A 20,131-nucleotide genomic window follows, 5' to 3' on the forward strand; every position below is an offset into this window, starting at 1 on the left:
GCGATCACGCCATAGCTGCGCCCGAAATCCGCAAAACGCCGCAAAAGCGCGGCTCCCAAACCCCGAAAAGCCTCCAAGGCAACGAAAATGGCCGCCCGCAATCCTCACAACAAGCCTCCCGCAATATTGCGCAACGGGCCCCTTGAGGGGGAGATGCCCGGCAGGGCAGAGGGGGGTGCGGCGCTGACCCAACCTCATTCAAACACGCAACGGGGAAAATAGAACGACACCACCCAGTTCGGAATGTCGACAATCTCGCTGATGCGGAGATCGCCGCAGACCGAGGCCAGCATGTAGGCTTCGACCGGGTCGATCTGGTAGTGGCCGGCGAGCAGGTCGACCATCTGGGTAACCGCTTCCTTCGCGCCACTCATCAGGTCCGGACCGATCCCCGTCGTCACCTCATAACCCTTGGCATCGAGATGCCTGGTCACCGGCCCCGGCGTGGTGAAGCGCGGCGTCTTCAGCCGCGCATCTTTCACCAAATCGAGTTTCAGCACGACATCCATCGGGCTTTCGATCGCCGTGCCGCAGACCTCGCCGTCGCCTTGCGCGGCATGGGTGTCGCCGACCGAGAACAGCGCGCCCGCCACCTCCACCGGCAGATAGAGCGTGGTGCCGGCGGCGAGATCGCGAATGTCGAGATTGCCGCCGACGCGGCGCGGCGGCACCACCGAGTGGTGGCCCATCTCGGCCAACGCATTGCCGATCGTGCCGGCGAATGGTTTCAGCGGCACGCGCGCGTTTTTGCCGAACAGCGCCGGTTCGAGCGAGACGGCGTCGTATTTCCAGATGTTCAGCGCCGGCTCCTTGAAGTCGTCGGCGAGCAGGCCAAAACCCGGAATGTTCGCCGTCCAGCCGAAGCCGGACGGCTTGAACATGTCGATCGTCACCTTCAGCGCGTCGCCCGGCTCGGCACCCTCGACGAAGATCGGCCCGGTGACCGGATTGATCTGGCCAAAGTCGAGCTTGGCAATGTCGGCGGCGGTGCTATCCGGCTTCAGCTGGCCACCGCCGGCATCCAGGCACCGGAACTCGATGGTCGAGCCGGGCGCCACACGCTCAGCCGGGACAAACGAATTGTCCCAGCCGAAATGGTGATGGCGCCCATGGATGGTGTAGTCGCAGTTATTGCACATCTTTTACGTACACATTGTCGTAATTGATCGGGATATGGACCGGGTCGACATAGAGATTGTCGGCGCCGCCCATGCGGGCCGATTTCATGGTGAAGCGCTGCTCGTTGAAGACCGGCGCCCAGGGCGCGTCCTCCATCACCTTGTCGTAGATGGCGCTCCACATCTTGTCGCGCTCGGGGGCCTTGGCCGGGTCGACCACCGAGTCGGCCTCGGCCGCCTTGGCATCGAGATCCTTGTTGCAATACCACGACCAGTTCCAGCCGCCGGGAACCGCGCCGGCGCAACCGAGGATCGGGCCGTAGAAGTTGGACGGATCGGGGAAGTCGGCGATCCAGGCCATGCCGCCCGACCAGATCATAGGCGCGCCGGCCTTGTCGCCGCCGGCGGCAATGACATTGGCCTGCGCCAGCGACTGGATGCTGGCCTTGATGCCGATCGCCGCCAGGTCCTGCTGGATCGCCTGGGCGATGCGCGGGTTGGGGTCGGTGTTCATGGCGAACAATTGCGTGTCGAAGCCATCGGGATGGCCGGCCTCGGCCAGCAGCGCCTTGGCCTTGGCGACGTCATAGGGATAGCCTTTGTACTCCTTGTCGTAGCCCGGCATCGACGGCGGCAGCGGCTGGTTGGCCGGCACGGCGCGACCGTTGATTATCTGGATGATGCGCGCCTTGTTGAGCGCCATGTTGACGGCCTGGCGCACCTTCACATTGTCGAACGGTGCCATGGTGGTGTTCATGGTGACGTAGCCGGTGTGCAGCTGGCCGCCTTCGACGACGCGCGCCTTCTGCTCGGGATCGGCCATAACCTCCTGGAATTTTGCCGGCGGAATGCCGTCGCCGGGCACGTCGATCTCGCCCTTCTGCAGGCGCAGCAGCGCCACGATCGGCTCCTGGCCGATCTCGAAGGTGATCTTGTCGAGATGCGGCAGGCCCTTGTGCCAGTAGTCCGGGTTGCGCTCGAAGACGATGCGCTGGCCGAGCGTCCACTCGGCCAGCTTGAAGGCGCCGGTGCCGACAGGGTGCTTGCCGAAATCGGCGCCGTATTTCTCGACCTCCTCCTTCGGCACGACATGCGAGAAGTTGATGGCCATGACGTGCAGGAAGGTGGCGTCCGGGCGGGTCAGTTCGAACTTCACCGTGTAGGGATCGACGACGGTGACGCCGGACAACGTCCCGGCCTTGCCGGCGGCGACATCCTCATAGCCCTTGATCGAGCCGAAGAAGCCGGCGCCGGGGCTCTGCGTCTTCGGATTGGTGACGCGGTCGAGCGAATATTTGACGTCGTCGGCGGTCATCTCGCGGCCGTTGTGGAACTTCACGCCATGGCGCAGCTTGAAGGTGAAGGTCTTGCCGTCGGGCGAAATCTCGTAGCCCTCGGCGAGGTCGGGCTTGAGGTTGGTGGTGCCGGGCTCGTAGTCCATCAGCCCGTCGAACAGGCTCTTGATCATCGACCAGTTCTGCCAGTCATAGCCGATCGCCGGATCGAGGGTCGCGACGTCGTCCTTGTAGGTGATGGTGATGGCGCCGCCCTGCTTGGCGTTGGGATCGATCGTGTCCTCGGCCCGGGCGCTCGTCATGCCAAGCATCAGCGCCAGCGCCGATGCGGCCACGGTCGATGCGAGAAACTTTTTCATTGTTATGTTCCCTTTCTCTGTTTGTGTTCTTGGTTTCATCCGAGCCTGATGCTCATCTCAGTTTGATACGGGGATCGATGAAGGGCGCGATGATGTCGGCCAGGAGGTTGCCGAGCACGATGGCGAAGGCCGAGACCAGGGTGACGCCCATGATGATCGGGATGTCGACGCGCTGGATGGCTTGCCACGCCAGCTGACCGATGCCGGGCCAACCGAACACGCTTTCGACGACGACGATGCCGCCCATGAAAATGCCGATGTCGATGCCGATCATGGCGATGACCGGCAGGATGGCGTTGGGCAGAGCATGGCGGAAGATGATGGCGCCGCGCGCGATGCCTTTCGCACGCGCGGTGCGCACATAGTCCTGGCGCAGCACGTCGATCATCGACGAGCGCATCATGCGCGCGTACCAGCCGGCGCCGAGAATGCCCATGGTCAGCGAGGGCAGCACGAGGTGGCGCCAGGTGCCATAGCCGCCGATCGGGAACCAGCTCAATCTGACCGCGAAGACATAGAGCAGCAGCAGGCCGACGACGAATTGCGGCGCCGAGACGCCGATGAAGGAGGCGACCATCAATGTCTGGTCGGTCGCGGTGCCGCGCTTGACGGCGGCGACCAGGCCCATGGAGAGGCCGATCAGCAGCTCGCACAGGATGGCGCCGACCATCAGAAGCAGGCTTGCCGGCAGCCGCGAGACGATGAGTTCGGTGACTTCCGAGCGTTGGATGTAGGAGCGGCCGAGATCGCCGCTGACGAGTCTGGTCAGGTAGTGCCAGTACTGGACGATGAAGGGCTGGTCGAGGCCGAGCTGCTGGCGGATGTTCTCGACCGTCTGCGGCGTGGCGCTGCGGCCGGCGATCTGGCGCACCGGATCGGCGGGCAGGAGATAGAGCAGCGCGAAGGTGATCAGCGAGACGCCGAGCAGGATCAGCAGCGACTGGATCAGGCGGCGGCCGAGATAGGCGATCATGCCCGGCCCCTCTGTGTCGGGTCGAGGATGTCGCGCAGCGCATCGCCGATCAGGTTGAAGGCCAGCGCCAGCGCCAGGATCGCGGCGCCGGGGAAGAACACCAGCCAGGGTGCGACCTGAAAGTAGGTCTGGTTCTCGAAGATGATGTTGCCCCAGGACGCCGTCGGCGGCTGCACGCCGATGCCGAGGAAGGAGAGCGTGGCTTCGAGCAGCACGGTGGTCGAGATGCCGAGCGTGCCCCAGACGATGATGGTCGGCAGGAGATGCGGCAGTATGTGGCGAAACAGGATGCGCGGCGCGCTCGCCCCGATGGTGCGCTCGGCATCGATGAACTCTCGTTCGGCGAGCGAAGACGTTTCGGTGTAGATGACGCGGGCGGTCTGCACCCAGTTGACCAGGGCGATGACCATCGCAACGATCCACAGGCTGGGCTGGAATACCGCCGCCAGGCAGATGGCGAGCAGAAGCGCGGGAAAGGCCATCATCAAATCGGTGAAGCGCATCAGCGCGCTGCCCATCCAGCCGCGGAAATAGCCCGCGGTGACGCCGACAAGCGTGCCGATGAACAGCGCCACGCCATTGGCGACGATGCCAATGATCAGCGAGGTGCGCGCGCCATAGAGGATGCGGGTCAACAGGTCGCGCCCGAGCAGGTCGGTGCCCAGCCAGAATTTTGCGCTCGGCGGCAAGGGCGAGCCCTCGATGGTCAGGCCGTCGAACATTTGCTCGTTGGGATCATAGCCGGTCAGCCACGGCGCCAGGATCGCGCCCGCGACGACGACGGCGACGATGACCAGGCCGAGCAGCGCAAGGCGGCGCTTGACCAGCCGGCGCCAGATGCCGGCGCGCGGCTTGGCCGGCATGCGCCCGGCCATGAGATCAGGCGCGATGGGACTGGTCATCGCCGCTCTCTTCCCCGATCTTGGCCTCTCCCGTTACTTCTTCGGTCATCGCCACGATACGTCGTGCGGCGTCCTCGACGCTGATCTGCCAGCTCATCGCCAGCGAGCGCAGCTGCGCATAGGCGCGGTCGTCGTCGCTGCCTTTCGACAAGGCCGAGACAGCCCGCACGATGGTCTGGCGTTCGGCGACGCGCTGGCGCAGCGCGGCGATCTCGCCGGCTAAATGTTTTCTCGCCTCGAACCCCTGGCGCGCGATGAGCAGCGCGCTGTAGACGCCGGCATTGCCGACCGGCTTCAGGAGCTGGGCGTCGGCCTTGTGCGACAGCGCCCATTCTATGCGGCCGGGCGCCTCGGAGCCGATCAACGCCACCAGTGGCATCGGCGCCTCGCCCGGCTTCCAGGGGAATTGCTCGTCGAAACCGAGATCGGCGTCGAAGAAGACGAAGTCGGCAGCCAGCGCCTCCGGCGCCAGTTCCGGCCAGCAGTCGACGGTGACCAGGCCGATAGCCGACAATTGCCTGGTGATCGCCTGTACCGTCGGGTGCGGGCGATGCAGGACGAAGGCCCTGGCGCCGCCAAGGTTGGGGATGCGCGGGGTCCGGGTCACGACACCACCCGCAGGCGCGGCCGCCCGAATGTTTTTGCGGGGTCGTAGCGCGACAGATAGGGGTCCGGCGCGACCTCGTCCTCGCGGCTGACGACTTCGAAGAACCCGTCCGCGATCCGGCCGATGATGACAGGCAGCGTGGCGTGCTGGGAATGCGCGTCGATGGCGATCGGGCCGAGCCGGGTGGAGAAGCGCCGCTCGGCGAAGGTTTTTGAAAATTCCGCCGGACCGGCGTCGGGATTACGCGACAGCACATCGGCCATCACTTGCACCGAGGCATAGGCGGAGGCTTCGAATGAGGACGCGAAGGCGGCCGGCCTTGGCGCGAAATAAGGCCCGACCGACAGATGGCCCTTGCCCGTTTCCCCGATCGCCGGCAGTTCACCCTCGGTGAGATTGCAGGAGATCACCGGGCAAGACTCAGGACTGAAAGCCGCATCCTCGCCCGCCAGATCACGATAGGCCGCCAGGAAGGCATAGGACGAGGTGCCGATCAGATTGTTGAGGATGAAATTGGGGCGCGTCGCCCGGATCTCGGCGATCAGCCGCGACACGTCGGTCTCGCCGATGCGCAGATAGCGCTCGCCCAAAACCTTGCCGCCGGCGTCGGCGATCAGGTCGCGCGCCACGCGGTTCATCTCCCAGCCCCAGATATAGTTCGAGCCGAGCAGAAAACCGTTGGCGCCGAAGCGCGGCACGACATGGGCCAGCAGCGGCACCAGATGCTGGTTGGGGCAGGCATGCATGTAGACGACATGCTCGTTGGCCTCGAAGCCTTCATAGGGGCAGGCGTACCAGAGCATGCCGCCGGCCTTTTCCAGCACCGGAATCGTCTCCTTGCGGCTCCAGGAGGTGACGCAGCCGACGACGTGGCGCGCGCTGCTGGTCCTGAAAATGTCCTCGCACAGCGTCGCGTAGCGATCGGCATTGCTTTGCGGGTCGCGCTCAACCGGCACCAACTCGATGCCCGAGCTCCTATCGGCATTGATGTCGGCGATGGCGCGCATGGCGCCGATGCGGCACGCATCGGAAACGAGCTGATAGCTCCCGGAGCGGGAATAGAGGATGCCGATCTCGATGCGCCGTTTCAAACAGAACCCCAGAAATGACAATGCCCCGCAGCCAGCGCCGGGAAAGGCGAGGCATACGAGGCATGTTTGCCGCCCGGCGATCAGAGCCGGTATTTGCCTTAGCGTATTCGGTCCGGCGGCTCAGTCAAGCCCTCAACGCCATCCGCGTCAAACACCGAGTGTCCGGCCATCGCTGGTTCCCGCGAAATCCGCTGTCGCTATTTGGCCGCCGGCCTGTGTTGGCGGGCATAGGCCACGCAAGCATCCACGGTGCTGACACAAAGCGCGTCGCGCTTGTTCGGCAGGTTGTTGTCGCCGGCGTAGGCAACTTCGGCGACGCGGCCGTCGACCATGCGGACCTGCGTGTCGCAGTAACCGCCGGGAGCGACATTGACGGAACCGCCGACCGTCGGGATCGCCCCCACGGCCAAGGCAGGAACGACGACGCTGAGATTGCCGCGCTGGACGACACGCTTATAGGTCCAGATCTGCCCGGACTGGCCGACATCCGCGGTGGCGGTCGGAAACCCCGCGCACATTCGAACGTCGGCTTCGCTGAGGCCGACCATCTCCTTGCGAGCCGCCGCCGCGGTGGGATCGACCTTGGTTATGCGCGACGTGTCGTCGGGAACAACGCAGGAAGACTGGACGACGACGATGAGGCCAGAAAGGGCAAGCTTTCGAATACAGGGAAATGTCATACCGATTAGTTGAGATCGCGTGGCGCCCGACCGCCCTCTCTACCTAGGCAAGCAGACCGCCGGATCAACCCGCACGCCTTCACGAAAAGGTGGCTGAGCAAACCGCGGAGCTTTTTGCACTTCCGCTCGCCACGGATGAACCCGCCGGACGAAGGACGTCCATCATTTCCGGGCGATGTCCTCGAAGCGCGTCCTGTGCTCCCTTCCCCGGAATTTTTGAGAGAATATTTCCGGCTTCGCCGAGAATGGCGAAATGTGTTCTTTGATAAAATCGATAGAATTTCTGACGATGCGATCAAGGCTGGGCAATCCGCCTTGCTGCCATGACTTCACAACCGCAGAGATCAATCATGTCCGACTTCAACACCACTTCGTCTTTTTCCCCCAGGTCAACCCTGAACCGCCGCAGCGGCCTGGCTCTGCTGTTCGCCTCGGCTGTCGCGATCGGCAGCCTGATGGCACCGCATGCGTCGTTCGCCGAGGACAAGAAGGCAATCAAGGTCGGCATCATCAGCGGCGAGGACGAGGATGTCTGGCGCGTCGTGGTCGCCAAAGCCGCCGAGAAGGGCCTGAGCATCGAGACCGTGGTGTTCAACGACTACACCCAGCCCAACGAGGCGCTGGAGCGCGGCGAGATCGACGCCAACGCCTTCCAGCACCAGCCTTATCTCGATAACCAGATCAAGACGCAGGGCTACCATATCGTACGCGTCGGCTATACCGGCGTGTGGCCAATCGGCCTCTACTCAAAGAAGTACAAAAAGGTCGCGGACCTGCCGGAGGGCGCGGTGATCGGCCTGCCGAACGACCCGTCCAACGAAGGCCGGGCGCTGCGCGTGCTGCAGAATGAGGGCGTGATCAAGTTGAAGGACGGCACCGGCATTCTCGCCACCACCGCCGACATCGCCGAAAATCCCAAGAAGGTCGAGATCAAGGAACTCGACGCCGGCATCGTCGGCCGTTCGGTCGAGGACCTCGACGCCGCCGTGGTCAACACCGACTGGGCGCTGAAAAGCGGCCTGACGCCGGAAAACCGCATCGCCCAGGAGCCTATCGCAGACAATCCCTACCGTAACTTCATCGCGGTGAAGGCCGGCCTCGAAAACGAGGCCTGGGTGAAGACGCTGGTGGCGTCCTACCAGAACGACGCGGTCAAGGCCGAGTTCGACAAGGTCTACAAAGGCACAGGCCTCAGCGCCTATTAAGACCATCCGGGCACTGATGTGCCTTTGACCGGGACAGCGGTCCGCGCAATGCGCGGGCCGCGATCGTATTTTCAGGATCCGCCTATGAACCAGCATTTCACCGCAACCACAGAGCCCGAGGATCAGGCCGCTACACAGGACGTGGTGCGGCTTGTCGACCTGAAGCGCCGTTTCGGCGCGACGGCGGCGCTCGACGGCATTTCCTTGACGGTGCGCAAGGGGGAGATCCTCGGCATTATCGGCCGCAGCGGCGCCGGCAAATCGACGCTGATCCGCTGCCTGAACGGGCTGGAGCGTCCCGATTCCGGCGAGGTCTTCATCGAAGGCCGCGAGATCAGCCGGCTTGGCGAGCGCGACCTGCAGCCGCTGCGGCGGCGCATCGGCATGATCTTCCAGCATTTCAACCTGCTATCGGCCAAGACGGTCGAGGACAATGTGGCGCTGCCGCTCAAGATCGAGGGCCGGCCGAAGGCGGTGCGGCTGAAGCGAGCGGCAGAACTGCTCGATCTCGTCGGCCTGTCGGAGAAGGCAAAAGCCTATCCGGCGTCGCTGTCCGGTGGCCAGAAGCAGCGTGTCGGCATTGCCAGGGCGCTTGCCGCGCGGCCAGCGCTACTTCTGTCGGACGAGGCGACCTCGGCGCTCGACCCGGAGACGACCCGCTCCATCCTTGCCTTGCTGAAAGATATCAACCGGCGGCTCGGCCTGACCATCCTGCTGATCACCCATGAGATGGAGGTGATCCGCTCGATCGCCGACCGCGTGGCGGTGATCGACGCCGGGCGCATTGTCGAGGAAGGGCCAGTCTGGTCGGTGTTCGCCGATCCACGTTCCGAGATCACCCGCAGCCTGCTCGGCGCCATCCGCCCGCAGCTTCCGCCGGAGCTGGCGGCGCGGCTGCTGCCGGCGGGCGGCACCGAAACGATCTTGCGCGTCGACGTGGCAGGCGAGGCCGCGCGGGCGCCGCTGCTGTCCGACCTCGCCGCCGCCGTGCCCGGTGCTTTTCGCCTCATCCATGGCGGCATCGACCATATCCAGCAACAGCCGGTGGGAACGCTGTTCCTCTCCATCCCCGGCAATCACGCAAGCCACCTCGCAGAAGTGATCACATTCCTGAAGTCCCGCCAGGCGCGGGTGGAGGTACTTGGCCATGTCGCCGATCCTGTTTGAGCTTCTGTTGCGATCGATCTGGGAGACGGTGCTGATGACGGCCGCCTCCGGCCTGATTTCCCTGGTCTGCGGCCTGCCGCTCGGGCTGGCGCTGATTGCCACCGAACGCGGCGGCATTGCCGAAAGCCCGTGGGTGAACCGCGTGCTCGGCGCCGTCATCAACGGCTTCCGCTCGGTGCCCTTCATAATCCTTCTGGTGGCGCTGATCCCGGTGACACGGCTGATCGTCGGCACGTCGATCGGCACATGGGCGGCGATCGTGCCGCTGTCGATCGCCGCTACGCCCTACTATGCGCGCATCGCCGAAGTGTCGCTGCGCGAGGTCGACCACGGCCTGATCGAGGCGGCGCGCGCCATGGGCGGCAACCGCTGGACGATCATCCGCGAGGTGCTGGTGCCGGAAGCGCTGCCTGGCATCGTCGCCGGCTTCACGGTGACGCTGGTCACACTCATCGGCGCCTCGGCGATGGCGGGCGCCATCGGCGCCGGCGGGCTGGGCGACCTCGCCATCCGCTACGGCTATCAGAGGTTCGAGACGTCGGTGATGATCGCCGTGGTGATCGTGCTGATCATCCTGGTCTGCGGCATCCAGTGGGTGGGTGACCGGCTGGTGGCGAGACTGGATCGGCGGGAGTGATGAGCCGGCTGAACGTGACCGGAGCCTCCCCAATTTTCGTCATACCAGGGCGGAGCAGCCGCGAAGCGGCGTCGCGGAGACCCTGGTATCCATGCCGGGACCTCGACCGAAAATGCAGCGGATCAGGTTCTGCGCCGTCGCAACGCTCTGAGGTCGCGGCATGTATCTCGGGTCTGCGCCGCGTCGCTACGCTCCTTGCTCGGCCCGCGGATGACGAAGACGTTTCGGCTAATCGCCAAGGCAATCCATCGACGCAACCGGGCTAGCCTCTCAATCTTATCCCTTCCGGGTCGAAGAATGGCATCGGCGCGACGACCGCGCGTACTGGCTTGCCGTCTATGTCGATGCTGAGTCCGGTTCCGACCGAGGTGAACGGCAACCGCAAATGCGCTGTCTTTCCGATCGTCGTCGGAGACGGAAACGACATGTGCTGCGGCGATCACGGCGCGGTGAGAAACGGCACAAGGATCGACAGTTTTAGCCGGCGCGTTGCTTTTCCGTTGCTTCGCGATCAACGGCCCCTGCCGACAGCACGACGCCGAATTTTTCCCAGGCTTGCCGTGGAGTATAGTACCCCAGGGCCACATCGCGCAGCACCTGATCGGCATCGCGCTCACGCGGATCGCCATAGCCGCCACCGCCCGGCGTGCCGACGCGCACGCGGTCCCCGGCCTTGAGCGGAATGTCCTGCTCCTTGGAGAGGTGCGGCGGTATGTGCTGTTCGCCATTGCGGAAGACGATCACCCTGTTGGGCTCGCCATCCCCACCGCCAAGGGCGCCCTGCGGGCCGAAGCGGCCATGGTCCATGACGAAGGAGGCACGCGCCTCGCCGCGCAGGATCTCGACCTCGTAGGCGAGGCCAAAACCGCCGCGATGCTTGCCGGCGCCGCCCGAGCCTTCGCGCAAGGCATAGTGCCGGTAAAGCACCGGAAAGGCCTGCTCCATGATCTCGACCGGCGGCGACTTGGAGATGCCGATGGTCGAGCAGCCATTGGTGAGGCCGTCATGGCCTGAATTGCCGCCATAGCCGCCGCCGGAAATCTGGTACATGACGTAGTCGCGGCCGCGCGCGGGATCGTTGCCGCCGAGCGCGAAATTGCCGCTGGAGCCGGCTGGAGCCGCCGTCACCTTGTCCGGCAACGCCTGCACCATGGCCGCGAACACCGCCTCGGCGATGCGCTGCGACACCTCGGCCGCACAGCCCGATACGGGGCGCGGATACTTCGCGTCGAGGAAGGTGCCTTCCGGCCGCTTGACGATCAGGGGCTCGAAAGCGCCGGCGCTGATCGGCACATCGGGGAAGATGTGGCGCATGGCGAGATAGACCGAGGACAGGGTCGTCGCCAGCACGCTGTTCATCGGCCCCGCACAGGGCTTTGACGACCCTGAAAAGTCGAAAGTCAGCGTGTCGCCCTTCTTGTCGACGGCGAGCGCGATGGTCAGCGGTTCGTTGACCACCCCGTCGGAATCGACAAAGGCCTTGGAGCGATAGGTGCCGTCGGGAATGGCCGCTATGTTGGCGCGCATCTGTTCGGCGGCACGGCGGCGCAGTTCAGCGATCGCTTCGACAACCGTTTCATCCCTGTAACGATCCAGGATTCCATTGAGCCTGTCCTGGCCGATCAGCAGCGCGGCGGCCTGGGCCCGGATGTCGCCGATGCGCTGGTCGGCAACCCGGATGTTGGAGCAGATGATGGCGTAGATTTCGGGATCGAGCACGCCCTTCTTGAACAGCTTTACCGGCGGCAGCCGCAGGCCCTCCTGCTCGACCGCGGTGGCCGAGGCCGAAAAGCCGCCCGGCACCGAGCCGCCAATGTCGGGCCAATGGCCTGTGTTCGACAACCAGCAGAAGATCTTTTCACCCCGATAGACCGGCATGACGAAGCGCACATCCATTAGATGCGTGCCGCCGAGATAGGGGTCGTTGACGATATAGATGTCGCCCGGCTCAGGCGGCAGGCAGCGGCCATCGGCGATCATCTCGATCACCGTCCTGGTCGAATATTGCATGACGCCGACAAACACCGGCAGGCCCTGGCTGCCTTGTGCGATCAGCGAGCCATCGACGGCCGAATAGATGCCGTCCGAGCGGTCATTGGCCTCGGCGATCACCGGCGAGAAAGCGGCGCGGGAAAAGGTCAGGTCCATCTCGTCGCAGACCTGCTGCAACGCGGCCTGGAGAACCGAAAGGGTAATGGCGTCGAGCTTCATTTCAGGCCTCGCCAATGTCGATGATGATGTTGCCGTCGGCGTCCGATCGCGCGCGGTCGCCGGGTTCGAGCACGGTCGTCGCGTCCATCTGTTCGAGGATCGCCGGGCCTTCGATGACCGCGTCGAGCGGCAGCTTTTCCCTGATATACACCGGCGTGTCATGCCAGCGCCCGCCATACCAGACCGGCCTGATCTCGCGCCGCGCCTCGTCGAGCGTCTTTGCCCGCCCGGCCGGATCGATCAGGCGTGACAAGTCGATCGCCGGACGCACGCCGGTGACCGAGGTGTTGAGGTTGACGAGATTGGCGCGGATTTCCGGCAGCTCCACCTTGAAGCGGGCGAAATAGGCTTTTTCGAACAGGGACTGCAATTCGTGCCGGGTAACCGACGAGGACGGCAAGGGCACGTTGATGATGTGGGTCTGGCCGACGAATTGCATGTCGGTGGAGTGGGTGACGCGGATCGTTTCCGGCCTCACCGCTTCCTTGGCAATCAGCGCCTCGCCTTCGTTACGGTGCCTTTCCAATACTTGGTGGAGCTGGCTTTCATCAAGCACGGCCACGGGTTGGTTGATGGTGTTGACGAAGTCATGGCGCAGATCGGCGACGACGCAGCCGAGCGCATTGGTGATGCCGGGACGCGCTGGCACCAGCACTTTGGGCAGGCCGAGTTCGCGCGCGAGCGCCGTCGCATGCAGCGGCCCGGCGCCGCCGAAGGCGAACAGCGCGAAATCGCGGGGATCATGGCCGCGCGATACCGAGACCATGCGGATGGCGCCGGCCATCTTCATATTGCCGAGCCTGAGCACCGCGCCCGCCGCCTCGACACCCGACAGGCCCGTCGCCTTGCCGATCCTGTCCTCGAAGATGCCGGTGACGCGCTCTGATGTGACCGGATTGTCGACGGCGAGCAGCTTCTTCGGCGCCAGCCTGCCGAGCACCAGATTGGCGTCGGTGATCGTCGGCTCGGTCCCGCCGCGCCCGTAGCAGATCGGGCCGGGATTGGCGCCCGCACTTTCCGGACCGACCTGGATTAGGCCGGCCGCGTCGACGCGGGCGATCGAGCCGCCGCCGGCGCCGACCGTGTGCACCGCCACCATCGGCACATGGATCGGCATGGCATATTCGATCTCGATCTCGTTCGAGACAGCCGGTTCGGCGTTGCGGATCAGCGCCACGTCGGTCGAGGTGCCGCCCATGTCGTAGGTGACGAGATTTTCGAAGCCGGCGCGCTTGCCCGTATAGGCGGCGGCGATGACGCCGGAGGCGGGGCCCGACATGACCGTCTTGGCCGATTCACGTGTGACGAAGCGCGCCGAGATCATGCCGCCATTGCCATTCATGATGAGAAAATCGCGGGCATAGCCCTTGTCGGCCAATTCCGTGCGCAGACGCTCGACATAGCGCTCCAGGATCGGCTGCACCGAGGCGTTGACCGAGGCGGTGACGCCGCGCTCGAATTCGCGCGCTTCGGACAACAGCGCGTGGCCCGTGGTGATGTAGCCGTTCGGCCAGAATTCGGCGGCGATTTCGGCGGCGCGGCGCTCATGCGACGGGTTGGCGTAGGAATGCAGAAAATGGATGACGAGGGATTCGCAGCCGGCCGCGATCAGCGCCTTTACCGCCTCGCGCATCTCGGCCTCATCAAGCGGCGTGCGGACGGCGCCTGATGCCTCGACGCGTTCGGACACCTCCAGGCGCAGATTGCGCGGGATGACCGGAACGAACGTGCCCGTCATGCCGTAGGGTTGCGGCCGCGTGCGCCGCCCAAGCTCGATCACGTCGCGAAAACCGCGCGTGGTGATCATGCCGGTTTTGGCCAGCCGGCGCTCCAGCACCGCATTGGTGGTGGTGGTCGTGCCATGCACGATGAGGTCGATGCCGTCGATCGGAAAGCCGGTGGCGCCGAGCGCCGAAACCACGCCAAAGGCCTGGTTGTCGACCGTGGTCGGGGTCTTGGCCAGATACACCTTGCCACCGTCCTTGCCGTCGATCAGGAGCAGGTCGGTGAAAGTTCCGCCGACATCGATGCCGGCGACGACGCTGCCCAGGGAATCCGGCGGCTGCACCGAAAAATTCTCTTTCATTGTCGAAACCCGAAATGCTGGGACTACGGATATGCCACAGTTTGGAAAGGTGTTTTACGGCGGCATCTTGACGCAAATATCGTTTGTATACTAATAAATTCCGGACACAAGAGCTTACCGCTTCGGTAGCGTGCATGGCACGCCGGAACCTGAATGGTTCGGGCGCGCACGGGAAAGTTTGGCGCCCCCGTCTGTAACTGGGCGAGAAGGTTGGAATTGATGAACACCACGCCCGCGTTCAATACCGCTGAAGCCCGCCCGCTGCAGTTTCCGATTCCGGCCAATGTCTATGCCGAGACGGTCGTCTCGGTGAAGCACTACACCGACCGGCTGTTCTCGTTCCGCATCACGCGCCCGCAGTCGCTGCGCTTCCGCTCGGGCGAGTTCGTGATGATCGGCCTGCCCAATGCCGAGAAGCCGGTATATCGCGCCTACTCCGTCGCCAGCCCGGCCTGGGACGAAGAGCTGGAATTCTTCTCGATCAAGGTGCCGGACGGCCCGCTGACCTCGGAACTGCAGAAGATCCAGGTCGGCGACACGGTCATCATGCGCCAGAAGTCGACCGGCACGCTGGTTGTCGACGCGCTGACGCCGGCCAAGCGCCTGTTCATGATCTCGACCGGCACCGGCATCGCGCCCTTTGCCAGCCTGCTGCGCGACCCCGACACCTATGAGAAATTCGATCAGCTGATCCTGACCCACACCTGCCGCGACAATGCCGAGCTGATCTACGGCCAGGAGTTGGTGGCGGCACTGGAAAGCGACCCGCTGATCGGCGAGCTGACCGCCGGCCGCGTCACGCTGTACAATTCAACGACCCGCGAGGAGTCGGCATGCATGGGCCGCATCACCGCGCTGATCGGCTCCGGCAAATTCTACAGTGATCTCGGCATCGAGAAACTCGATCCCGAGACCGACCGCATCATGATCTGCGGCTCGATGCACATGTTGAAGGATGTCAAGGAGCTGGCCGAAAGCCTCGGCTTCCAGGAAGGTTCGCTCAGCCACCCCGCGAGCTTCGTCGTCGAGCGGGCCTTCGTCGGCTGAGACCAGCGCGTCTCCCGGAAACCTGATTTTGACCTTCCGGTCAAAAATCAGCTGCTTTCGCGGCCTTTTTCAGCTATCCCTCGCCTGAGGACTCGTGAAGCGCGGCTTCGCGGGTTATCGTCGTGCGTGTCGCCCAAAAGTGTCTAGGTTTTGGGAGAACGATGCGCACCAAGAGCGCACGCCGCTGAACGAAAGGGCAGGAGATGAGCAGCACAATCCGCGAAGCCGATCTTGGCACCAAGGTGACGCCGCTGCCGGCACGCGCAGCCGCCAATACGCCGGTGCCGCTGGACCATCACATCGCGCGCAATCCGGGCCTGAAACTCGACCTCGGTTTTCTGGAATCGGTGCGTAGCGTCAACCGCTCGGCGCTGGAGCGCCGCGTCGCCAGCCTGACCAAGCGGCGCTCGATCAAGGCCGACAACCAGGCCGCCTGGCTGCTGCGGGCGATCGCCTGCATGGACCTGACGACGCTCAACTCCAACGACACCGAGGAGCGGGTGCGCCGGCTCTGCGCCAAGGCGATCAACCCGCTGCGCCGCGACATCATGGAAGGCCTCGGCATTGCGGGCGAATCCATCCGGCCGGCCGCCGTGTGCGTCTACCATCCCTTCGTCGCCACGGCGGTCGACGCCGTGCGCGGCACCGGCATCCACGTCGCCGCCGTCTCCACCGCGTTCCCGCATGGTCTGGCGCCGCTGTCGACCCGGCTGCAGGAGATCGAGGCCTCGGTGAAGGACGGAGCCGACGAGATCGATGTCGTCATTCCGCGCGGCCTGGTGTTCGGCGCCAAGTGGCGCGAGCTTTACAACGAAATCGTTTCGATGCGCGCCGCCTGCGGTGACGCGCATCTGAAGGTCATTTTGGGAACCGGCGATCTCGCCACGCTGCGCAACGTCATGCTTGCCTCGATGGTGGCGATGATGGCGGGCGCCGATTTCATCAAGACCTCGACCGGCAAGGAAAGTGTCAACGCCACATTGCCCGTCGGGCTTGCCATGGTGCGCGCCATCAGGGCCTATTTCGAGGAGACCGGCTATCTCATCGGCTTCAAGCCGGCCGGCGGCATTTCCACCGCGAAAGTGTCGCTCGACTGGCTGGTGCTGATGAAGGAGGAGCTCGGCCGGCCGTGGCTGGAACCGGAGCTGTTCCGCTTCGGCGCCTCGAGCCTGCTGACCGACATCGAGCGCCAGCTCGAGCATCATCTGACTGGGCATTATTCGGCCAATCATCGCCACGCGATGGCCTGAGGCAAGCGAGGCTTTGAACGCGGAGCCATACGCAACGCCTGCCCTGACAACTATCTGGAGCGCTTCATGAACATTCTCGAACGCTATCACGCCATGGAATACGGCCCGGCGCCGGAAGCTCGTAATGAGGCGGACGCCTGGTTCGCGGCGCGCGATTTCGGCAAGGCGCTGTTCATCGGCGGCGATTGGAAGGCGGCGAGCGGCGGCAAGACCTTCGACACCAGCGAGCCATCTTCCGGCAAGCTGCTGGCCAAAGTCTCCGACGCCAATGCCGCCGATATTGACGCCGCGGTTTCCGCAGCAGCCAAGGCGCTGCCGAAATGGAGCGCCAGCACCGGCTACCAGCGCGCGAAAGCGCTCTACGCCATCGGCCGCGCCATGCAGCGCCACCAGCGCCTGTTCGCGGTGCTGGAGACAATCGACAACGGCAAGCCGATCCGCGAAAGCCGCGACATCGACGTGCCGCTGGCGATCCGCCATTTCATTCATCATGCCGGCTGGGCGCAGGCGCTGGACCGGGATTTTCCCGGCCACAAGGGTGTCGGCGTCGTCGGCCAGATCATCCCGTGGAACTTTCCGCTGCTGATGCTGGCCTGGAAGATCGCGCCGGCGCTTGCGGCGGGCTGTACCGTGGTGCTGAAGCCCGCCGAATTCACACCACTCACCGCCATCTTGTTCGCCGAGATATGCGAACGCGCCGGTGTGCCGAAGGGCGTCGTCAATATAGTCCAGGGCGGTCCGGAAGCCGGTGCTGCGATCGTCAATCACCCCGGCATCCAGAAGATCGCCTTCACCGGCTCGTCCGAGGTCGGCAAGATCATCCGCAAGGCCACGGCGGGGTCAGGGAAAAAACTGTCGCTGGAGCTCGGCGGCAAGTCGGCCTTCATCGTCTTCGAGGACGCCGATCTCGACAGCGCCGTGGAAGGGCTGGTCGACGGCATCTGGTTCAATCAGGGCCAGGTCTGCTGCGCCGGTTCGCGCCTGCTGGTGCAGGAAGGCATCGCCGACGCCTTGATCGCCAAGGTCAAGGTCAGGATGAGCCGACTGCGTGTCGGCAGCCCGCTCGACAAGAACACCGATATCGGCCCGCTGGTCGACCTGACCCAGCTCGACCGCGTCAAGGGACTGATCGCCGAGGGCGCCAGGCAGGGCGCCGTCTGCTGGCAGCCCGATGCAACGCTGCCGTCGTCGGGTTACTATCATCTGCCGACGCTCGCTACTGGCGTTTCGCCGGCTAATATCCTGGCGCAGGAAGAAGTCTTCGGGCCTGTGCTCGCCACCATGACCTTCCGCAACACCGAGGAAGCGATCGAGCTCGCCAACAACACGCGCTATGGCCTGGCGGCCTCGGTGTGGAGCGAGAACGTCAATCTTGCCCTCCATGTCGCACCGCAGCTGAAGGCCGGCGTGGTCTGGATCAACGGCACCAACATGTTCGACGCCGCCTGCGGCTTCGGCGGCTATCGCGAAAGCGGCTTCGGCCGCGAAGGCGGGCGCGAGGGCATGTTCGAATATCTCGCGGCGAAACTGCCGCTCGGCCCGGTCATCAAACCGGCGACATCCTCCGCGCAGCCCGTCGAGCAGGCCGGTGGCGTGGCAATCGACCGCACGGCAAAGCTGTTCATCGGCGGCAAGCAAGTGCGCCCCGACGGCAATTACTCGATTGCCGTCGCGACGGCCAAGGGCAAACTCGCCGGCGAAGTCGGGCTCGGCAGCCGCAAGGATATCCGGGATGCGGTTTCGGCCGCCCGCGCCTGCAAGAGCTGGCCGGAGGCGACCGCTTATAACAGATCCCAGGTGCTTTATTACCTGGCCGAGAACCTTTCCGGCCGCGCAAGCGAGTTTGCCGCCCGCCTCACCGAACTGACCGGGGCCAATGCCAAGGCCGCGCGCGACGAGGTGGAGCTCTCGATCGAACGGCTGTTTCTCTATGCCGGCCTCGCCGACAAGTTCGAGGGCCGTGTCCACCAGCCGCCGGCCCGAGCCGTGACGCTGGCGCTGCATGAGCCGGTCGGTGTCGTCGGCATCGTCGCGCCGGACAATCAGCCCCTGCTCGGCTTCGTCTCGCTGGTCGCGCCGGCGCTGGCCATGGGCAACACGGTGATCGCCGTGCCATCCGAGCGCTATCCGCTGCTCGCCACCGATCTCTATCAGGTCATCGAATATTCCGACGTGCCGGCCGGCGCCATCAACATCGTAACCGGCCGCAGCGCCGAACTTGCCGGCGTGCTGGCCAAGCACGACGACGTCGACGGGCTCTGGCTGTTCACTGACGCCGAGACCTGCGCCAAGGCGGAAGCCGACTCCATCGGCAATCTCAAGCGCGTCTGGAGCGGCAATGGCCGCAGCCTCGACTGGGCCTCGGAAGAAGCCGCCGGCGATGCCTTGCTGCGCCGCGCCATCGAGGTGAAGAATGTCTGGGTGCCTTACGGTGACTGATGTTTGCGGTTGGTGATCGCGTTCGGGCTTGACGACCGAACATATGTTCTTTAACGAGAAAAAACATCTTTATCAGTGAACTGGCACAGGCCGGACGATCGCGCCTGACTGGCACATGACGCCTTCGCCGGCCGCCGATAAAGGCAATTGACCCAAGCAGGCGAGGAAAAGATATGGCGGATCTGGCAGGCAAGGTCGTTGTCATCACGGCGGCGGCGCAAGGCATCGGCAAGGCAAGCGCGCTGGCCTTCGCCAAGGCCGGCGCCACCGTCCATGCCACCGACATCAACGAGACGCTGCTGGCGGAACTCGGCAAGGCCTCCGGCATCAAGACCCGCAAGGTCGACGTGCTCAACGACGAGGCGGTCAATGCCGCCTTTGCCGAGATCGGCGCCGTCGATGTGCTGTTCAACTGCGCCGGTTTCGTCCATTCGGGCTCGATCCTGGAGATGAAGGACACCGATCTCGATTTCGCCTTCAATCTCAATGTACGCGCCATGATCCGCACCATCCGGGCGGTACTGCCCGGCATGCTGGAGCGCGGCGACGGATCGATCATCAACATGGCTTCGCTCGCGAGTTCGACCAAGGGCGTGCCGAACCGCTTCGCCTATGGCGTCACCAAGGCGGCGGTCATCGGCCTGACCAAGGCGGTCGCCGCCGACTATGTCGGCAAGGGCATACGCTGCAACGCCATTTGCCCCGGCACCGTCGAAAGCCCGTCGCTGCAGGACCGCATGCACGCCCAGGGCGATTACGACGCCGCCCGCGCCGCCTTCATCGCCCGCCAGCCGATGGGCCGGCTCGGCACGCCGGAGGAAATCGCCGATCTCGCCGTCTACCTGGCCGGCGCCACTTACACATCGGGGCAGGCCTACAATATCGACGGCGGCTGGTCGATCTGAGCGCCGTCTGGAGACAATCGCGGGTAACCGGACGATCCGACTTGACGAGGGATCGCGAAGTCTGAAAATCCCGCTCGCCGGCTGTCAAAACACGCTGTCCACGCTTGTCGTGAAGCAGGCCGGTGGCTACGGTCCGCCCGGTTCCAGAGGGGCTGATGC

16 protein-coding genes are annotated in these 20,131 nt (G+C 64.6%); 7 read left to right on the forward strand and 9 right to left on the reverse strand.

Translation table 11 applies throughout. The features are described 5' to 3' along the window. Nucleotides 1-194: 194 nt before the first annotated feature. The 7 genes from FJ941_RS15665 to FJ941_RS15695 all read right to left on the reverse strand — a co-directional run bounded on the left by FJ941_RS15665 (nucleotide 195) and on the right by FJ941_RS15695 (nucleotide 7,025). Entirely contained in the window at nucleotides 195-1,139 is a 945-nt protein-coding gene (locus FJ941_RS15665; RefSeq protein WP_140506899.1) for an acetamidase/formamidase family protein, read from the reverse strand. Beyond that, nucleotides 1,129-2,772, reverse strand: a complete 1,644-nt coding sequence (locus FJ941_RS15670; RefSeq protein ID WP_140506901.1) for an ABC transporter substrate-binding protein — start codon at nucleotides 2,770-2,772, stop codon at nucleotides 1,129-1,131. The genes FJ941_RS15665 and FJ941_RS15670 overlap by 11 nt, the downstream gene beginning before the upstream one ends. Nucleotides 2,773-2,824: 52 nt before the next feature. Beyond that, nucleotides 2,825-3,745: an ABC transporter permease gene (locus tag FJ941_RS15675; RefSeq protein ID WP_140506903.1), complete on the reverse strand. Its 921-nt coding sequence runs from the start codon at nucleotides 3,743-3,745 to the stop codon at nucleotides 2,825-2,827. Then, complete coding sequence (locus FJ941_RS15680) at nucleotides 3,742-4,647, reverse strand: ABC transporter permease (protein ID WP_140506905.1); 906 nt, start codon at nucleotides 4,645-4,647, stop codon at nucleotides 3,742-3,744. The genes FJ941_RS15675 and FJ941_RS15680 overlap by 4 nt, the downstream gene beginning before the upstream one ends. After that, complete coding sequence (locus FJ941_RS15685; protein WP_140506907.1) at nucleotides 4,625-5,254, reverse strand: ANTAR domain-containing protein; 630 nt, start codon at nucleotides 5,252-5,254, stop codon at nucleotides 4,625-4,627. Before FJ941_RS15685 ends, FJ941_RS15680 begins: the two co-directional genes overlap by 23 nt. Continuing rightward, entirely contained in the window at nucleotides 5,251-6,345 is a 1,095-nt protein-coding gene (locus tag FJ941_RS15690; RefSeq protein WP_140506909.1) for a transporter substrate-binding protein, read from the reverse strand. The genes FJ941_RS15685 and FJ941_RS15690 overlap by 4 nt, the downstream gene beginning before the upstream one ends. 197 nt (nucleotides 6,346-6,542) lie before the next feature. Beyond that, nucleotides 6,543-7,025, reverse strand: coding sequence for a hypothetical protein (locus tag FJ941_RS15695; protein WP_140506911.1), 483 nt, complete (start codon nucleotides 7,023-7,025; stop codon nucleotides 6,543-6,545). A gap of 350 nt (nucleotides 7,026-7,375) precedes the next feature. Between FJ941_RS15695 and FJ941_RS15700 the strand changes: the two genes are divergently transcribed. The 3 genes from FJ941_RS15700 to FJ941_RS15710 all read left to right on the forward strand — a co-directional run bounded on the left by FJ941_RS15700 (nucleotide 7,376) and on the right by FJ941_RS15710 (nucleotide 10,034). After that, nucleotides 7,376-8,230, forward strand: a complete 855-nt coding sequence (locus tag FJ941_RS15700; RefSeq protein ID WP_140506913.1) for a MetQ/NlpA family lipoprotein — start codon at nucleotides 7,376-7,378, stop codon at nucleotides 8,228-8,230. Nucleotides 8,231-8,314: 84 nt separating this feature from the next. Next, nucleotides 8,315-9,397 (forward strand): methionine ABC transporter ATP-binding protein, encoded by a 1,083-nt coding sequence (locus FJ941_RS15705; protein ID WP_140506914.1) that lies wholly within the window; start codon nucleotides 8,315-8,317, stop codon nucleotides 9,395-9,397. Next, nucleotides 9,378-10,034, forward strand: a complete 657-nt coding sequence (locus tag FJ941_RS15710) for a methionine ABC transporter permease (protein WP_140506916.1) — start codon at nucleotides 9,378-9,380, stop codon at nucleotides 10,032-10,034. Before FJ941_RS15705 ends, FJ941_RS15710 begins: the two co-directional genes overlap by 20 nt. A 477-nt stretch (nucleotides 10,035-10,511) precedes the next feature. Here the strand turns inward: FJ941_RS15710 and FJ941_RS15720 are convergent, their stop codons facing one another. Together FJ941_RS15720 and FJ941_RS15725 are read right to left on the reverse strand one after the other, a co-directional pair. After that, nucleotides 10,512-12,245 carry a hydantoinase B/oxoprolinase family protein gene (locus tag FJ941_RS15720; RefSeq protein WP_140506918.1) on the reverse strand — a complete coding sequence of 578 codons (1,734 nt, stop codon included), beginning with the start codon at nucleotides 12,243-12,245 and terminating at the stop codon, nucleotides 10,512-10,514. A gap of 1 nt (nucleotide 12,246) precedes the next feature. After that, nucleotides 12,247-14,331, reverse strand: a complete 2,085-nt coding sequence (locus FJ941_RS15725) for a hydantoinase/oxoprolinase family protein (RefSeq protein ID WP_140506919.1) — start codon at nucleotides 14,329-14,331, stop codon at nucleotides 12,247-12,249. A 219-nt stretch (nucleotides 14,332-14,550) separates the two neighbouring features. On the opposite strand from FJ941_RS15725, the gene FJ941_RS15730 reads away from it, so the two are divergent. From FJ941_RS15730 to FJ941_RS15745, 4 genes are all read left to right on the forward strand, one after another. Then, a complete protein-coding gene (locus FJ941_RS15730) occupies nucleotides 14,551-15,378 on the forward strand; it encodes a ferredoxin--NADP reductase (RefSeq protein ID WP_140506921.1) in 828 nt (275 codons plus the stop codon). Between the two features lie 203 nt (nucleotides 15,379-15,581). After that, nucleotides 15,582-16,628: a deoxyribose-phosphate aldolase gene (gene deoC / locus FJ941_RS15735; RefSeq protein WP_140506923.1), complete on the forward strand. Its 1,047-nt coding sequence runs from the start codon at nucleotides 15,582-15,584 to the stop codon at nucleotides 16,626-16,628. A 66-nt stretch (nucleotides 16,629-16,694) separates the two neighbouring features. After that, nucleotides 16,695-19,067 carry an aldehyde dehydrogenase family protein gene (locus tag FJ941_RS15740; RefSeq protein ID WP_140506924.1) on the forward strand — a complete coding sequence of 791 codons (2,373 nt, stop codon included), beginning with the start codon at nucleotides 16,695-16,697 and terminating at the stop codon, nucleotides 19,065-19,067. A gap of 173 nt (nucleotides 19,068-19,240) precedes the next feature. Further along, nucleotides 19,241-19,972, forward strand: a complete 732-nt coding sequence (locus tag FJ941_RS15745) for an SDR family oxidoreductase (protein ID WP_140506926.1) — start codon at nucleotides 19,241-19,243, stop codon at nucleotides 19,970-19,972. Nucleotides 19,973-20,131 lie beyond the last annotated feature (159 nt).

The sequence above is a fragment of the Mesorhizobium sp. B2-3-13 genome (genome assembly GCF_006442195.1).
Taxonomy (GTDB): domain Bacteria; phylum Pseudomonadota; class Alphaproteobacteria; order Rhizobiales; family Rhizobiaceae; genus Mesorhizobium; species Mesorhizobium salmacidum.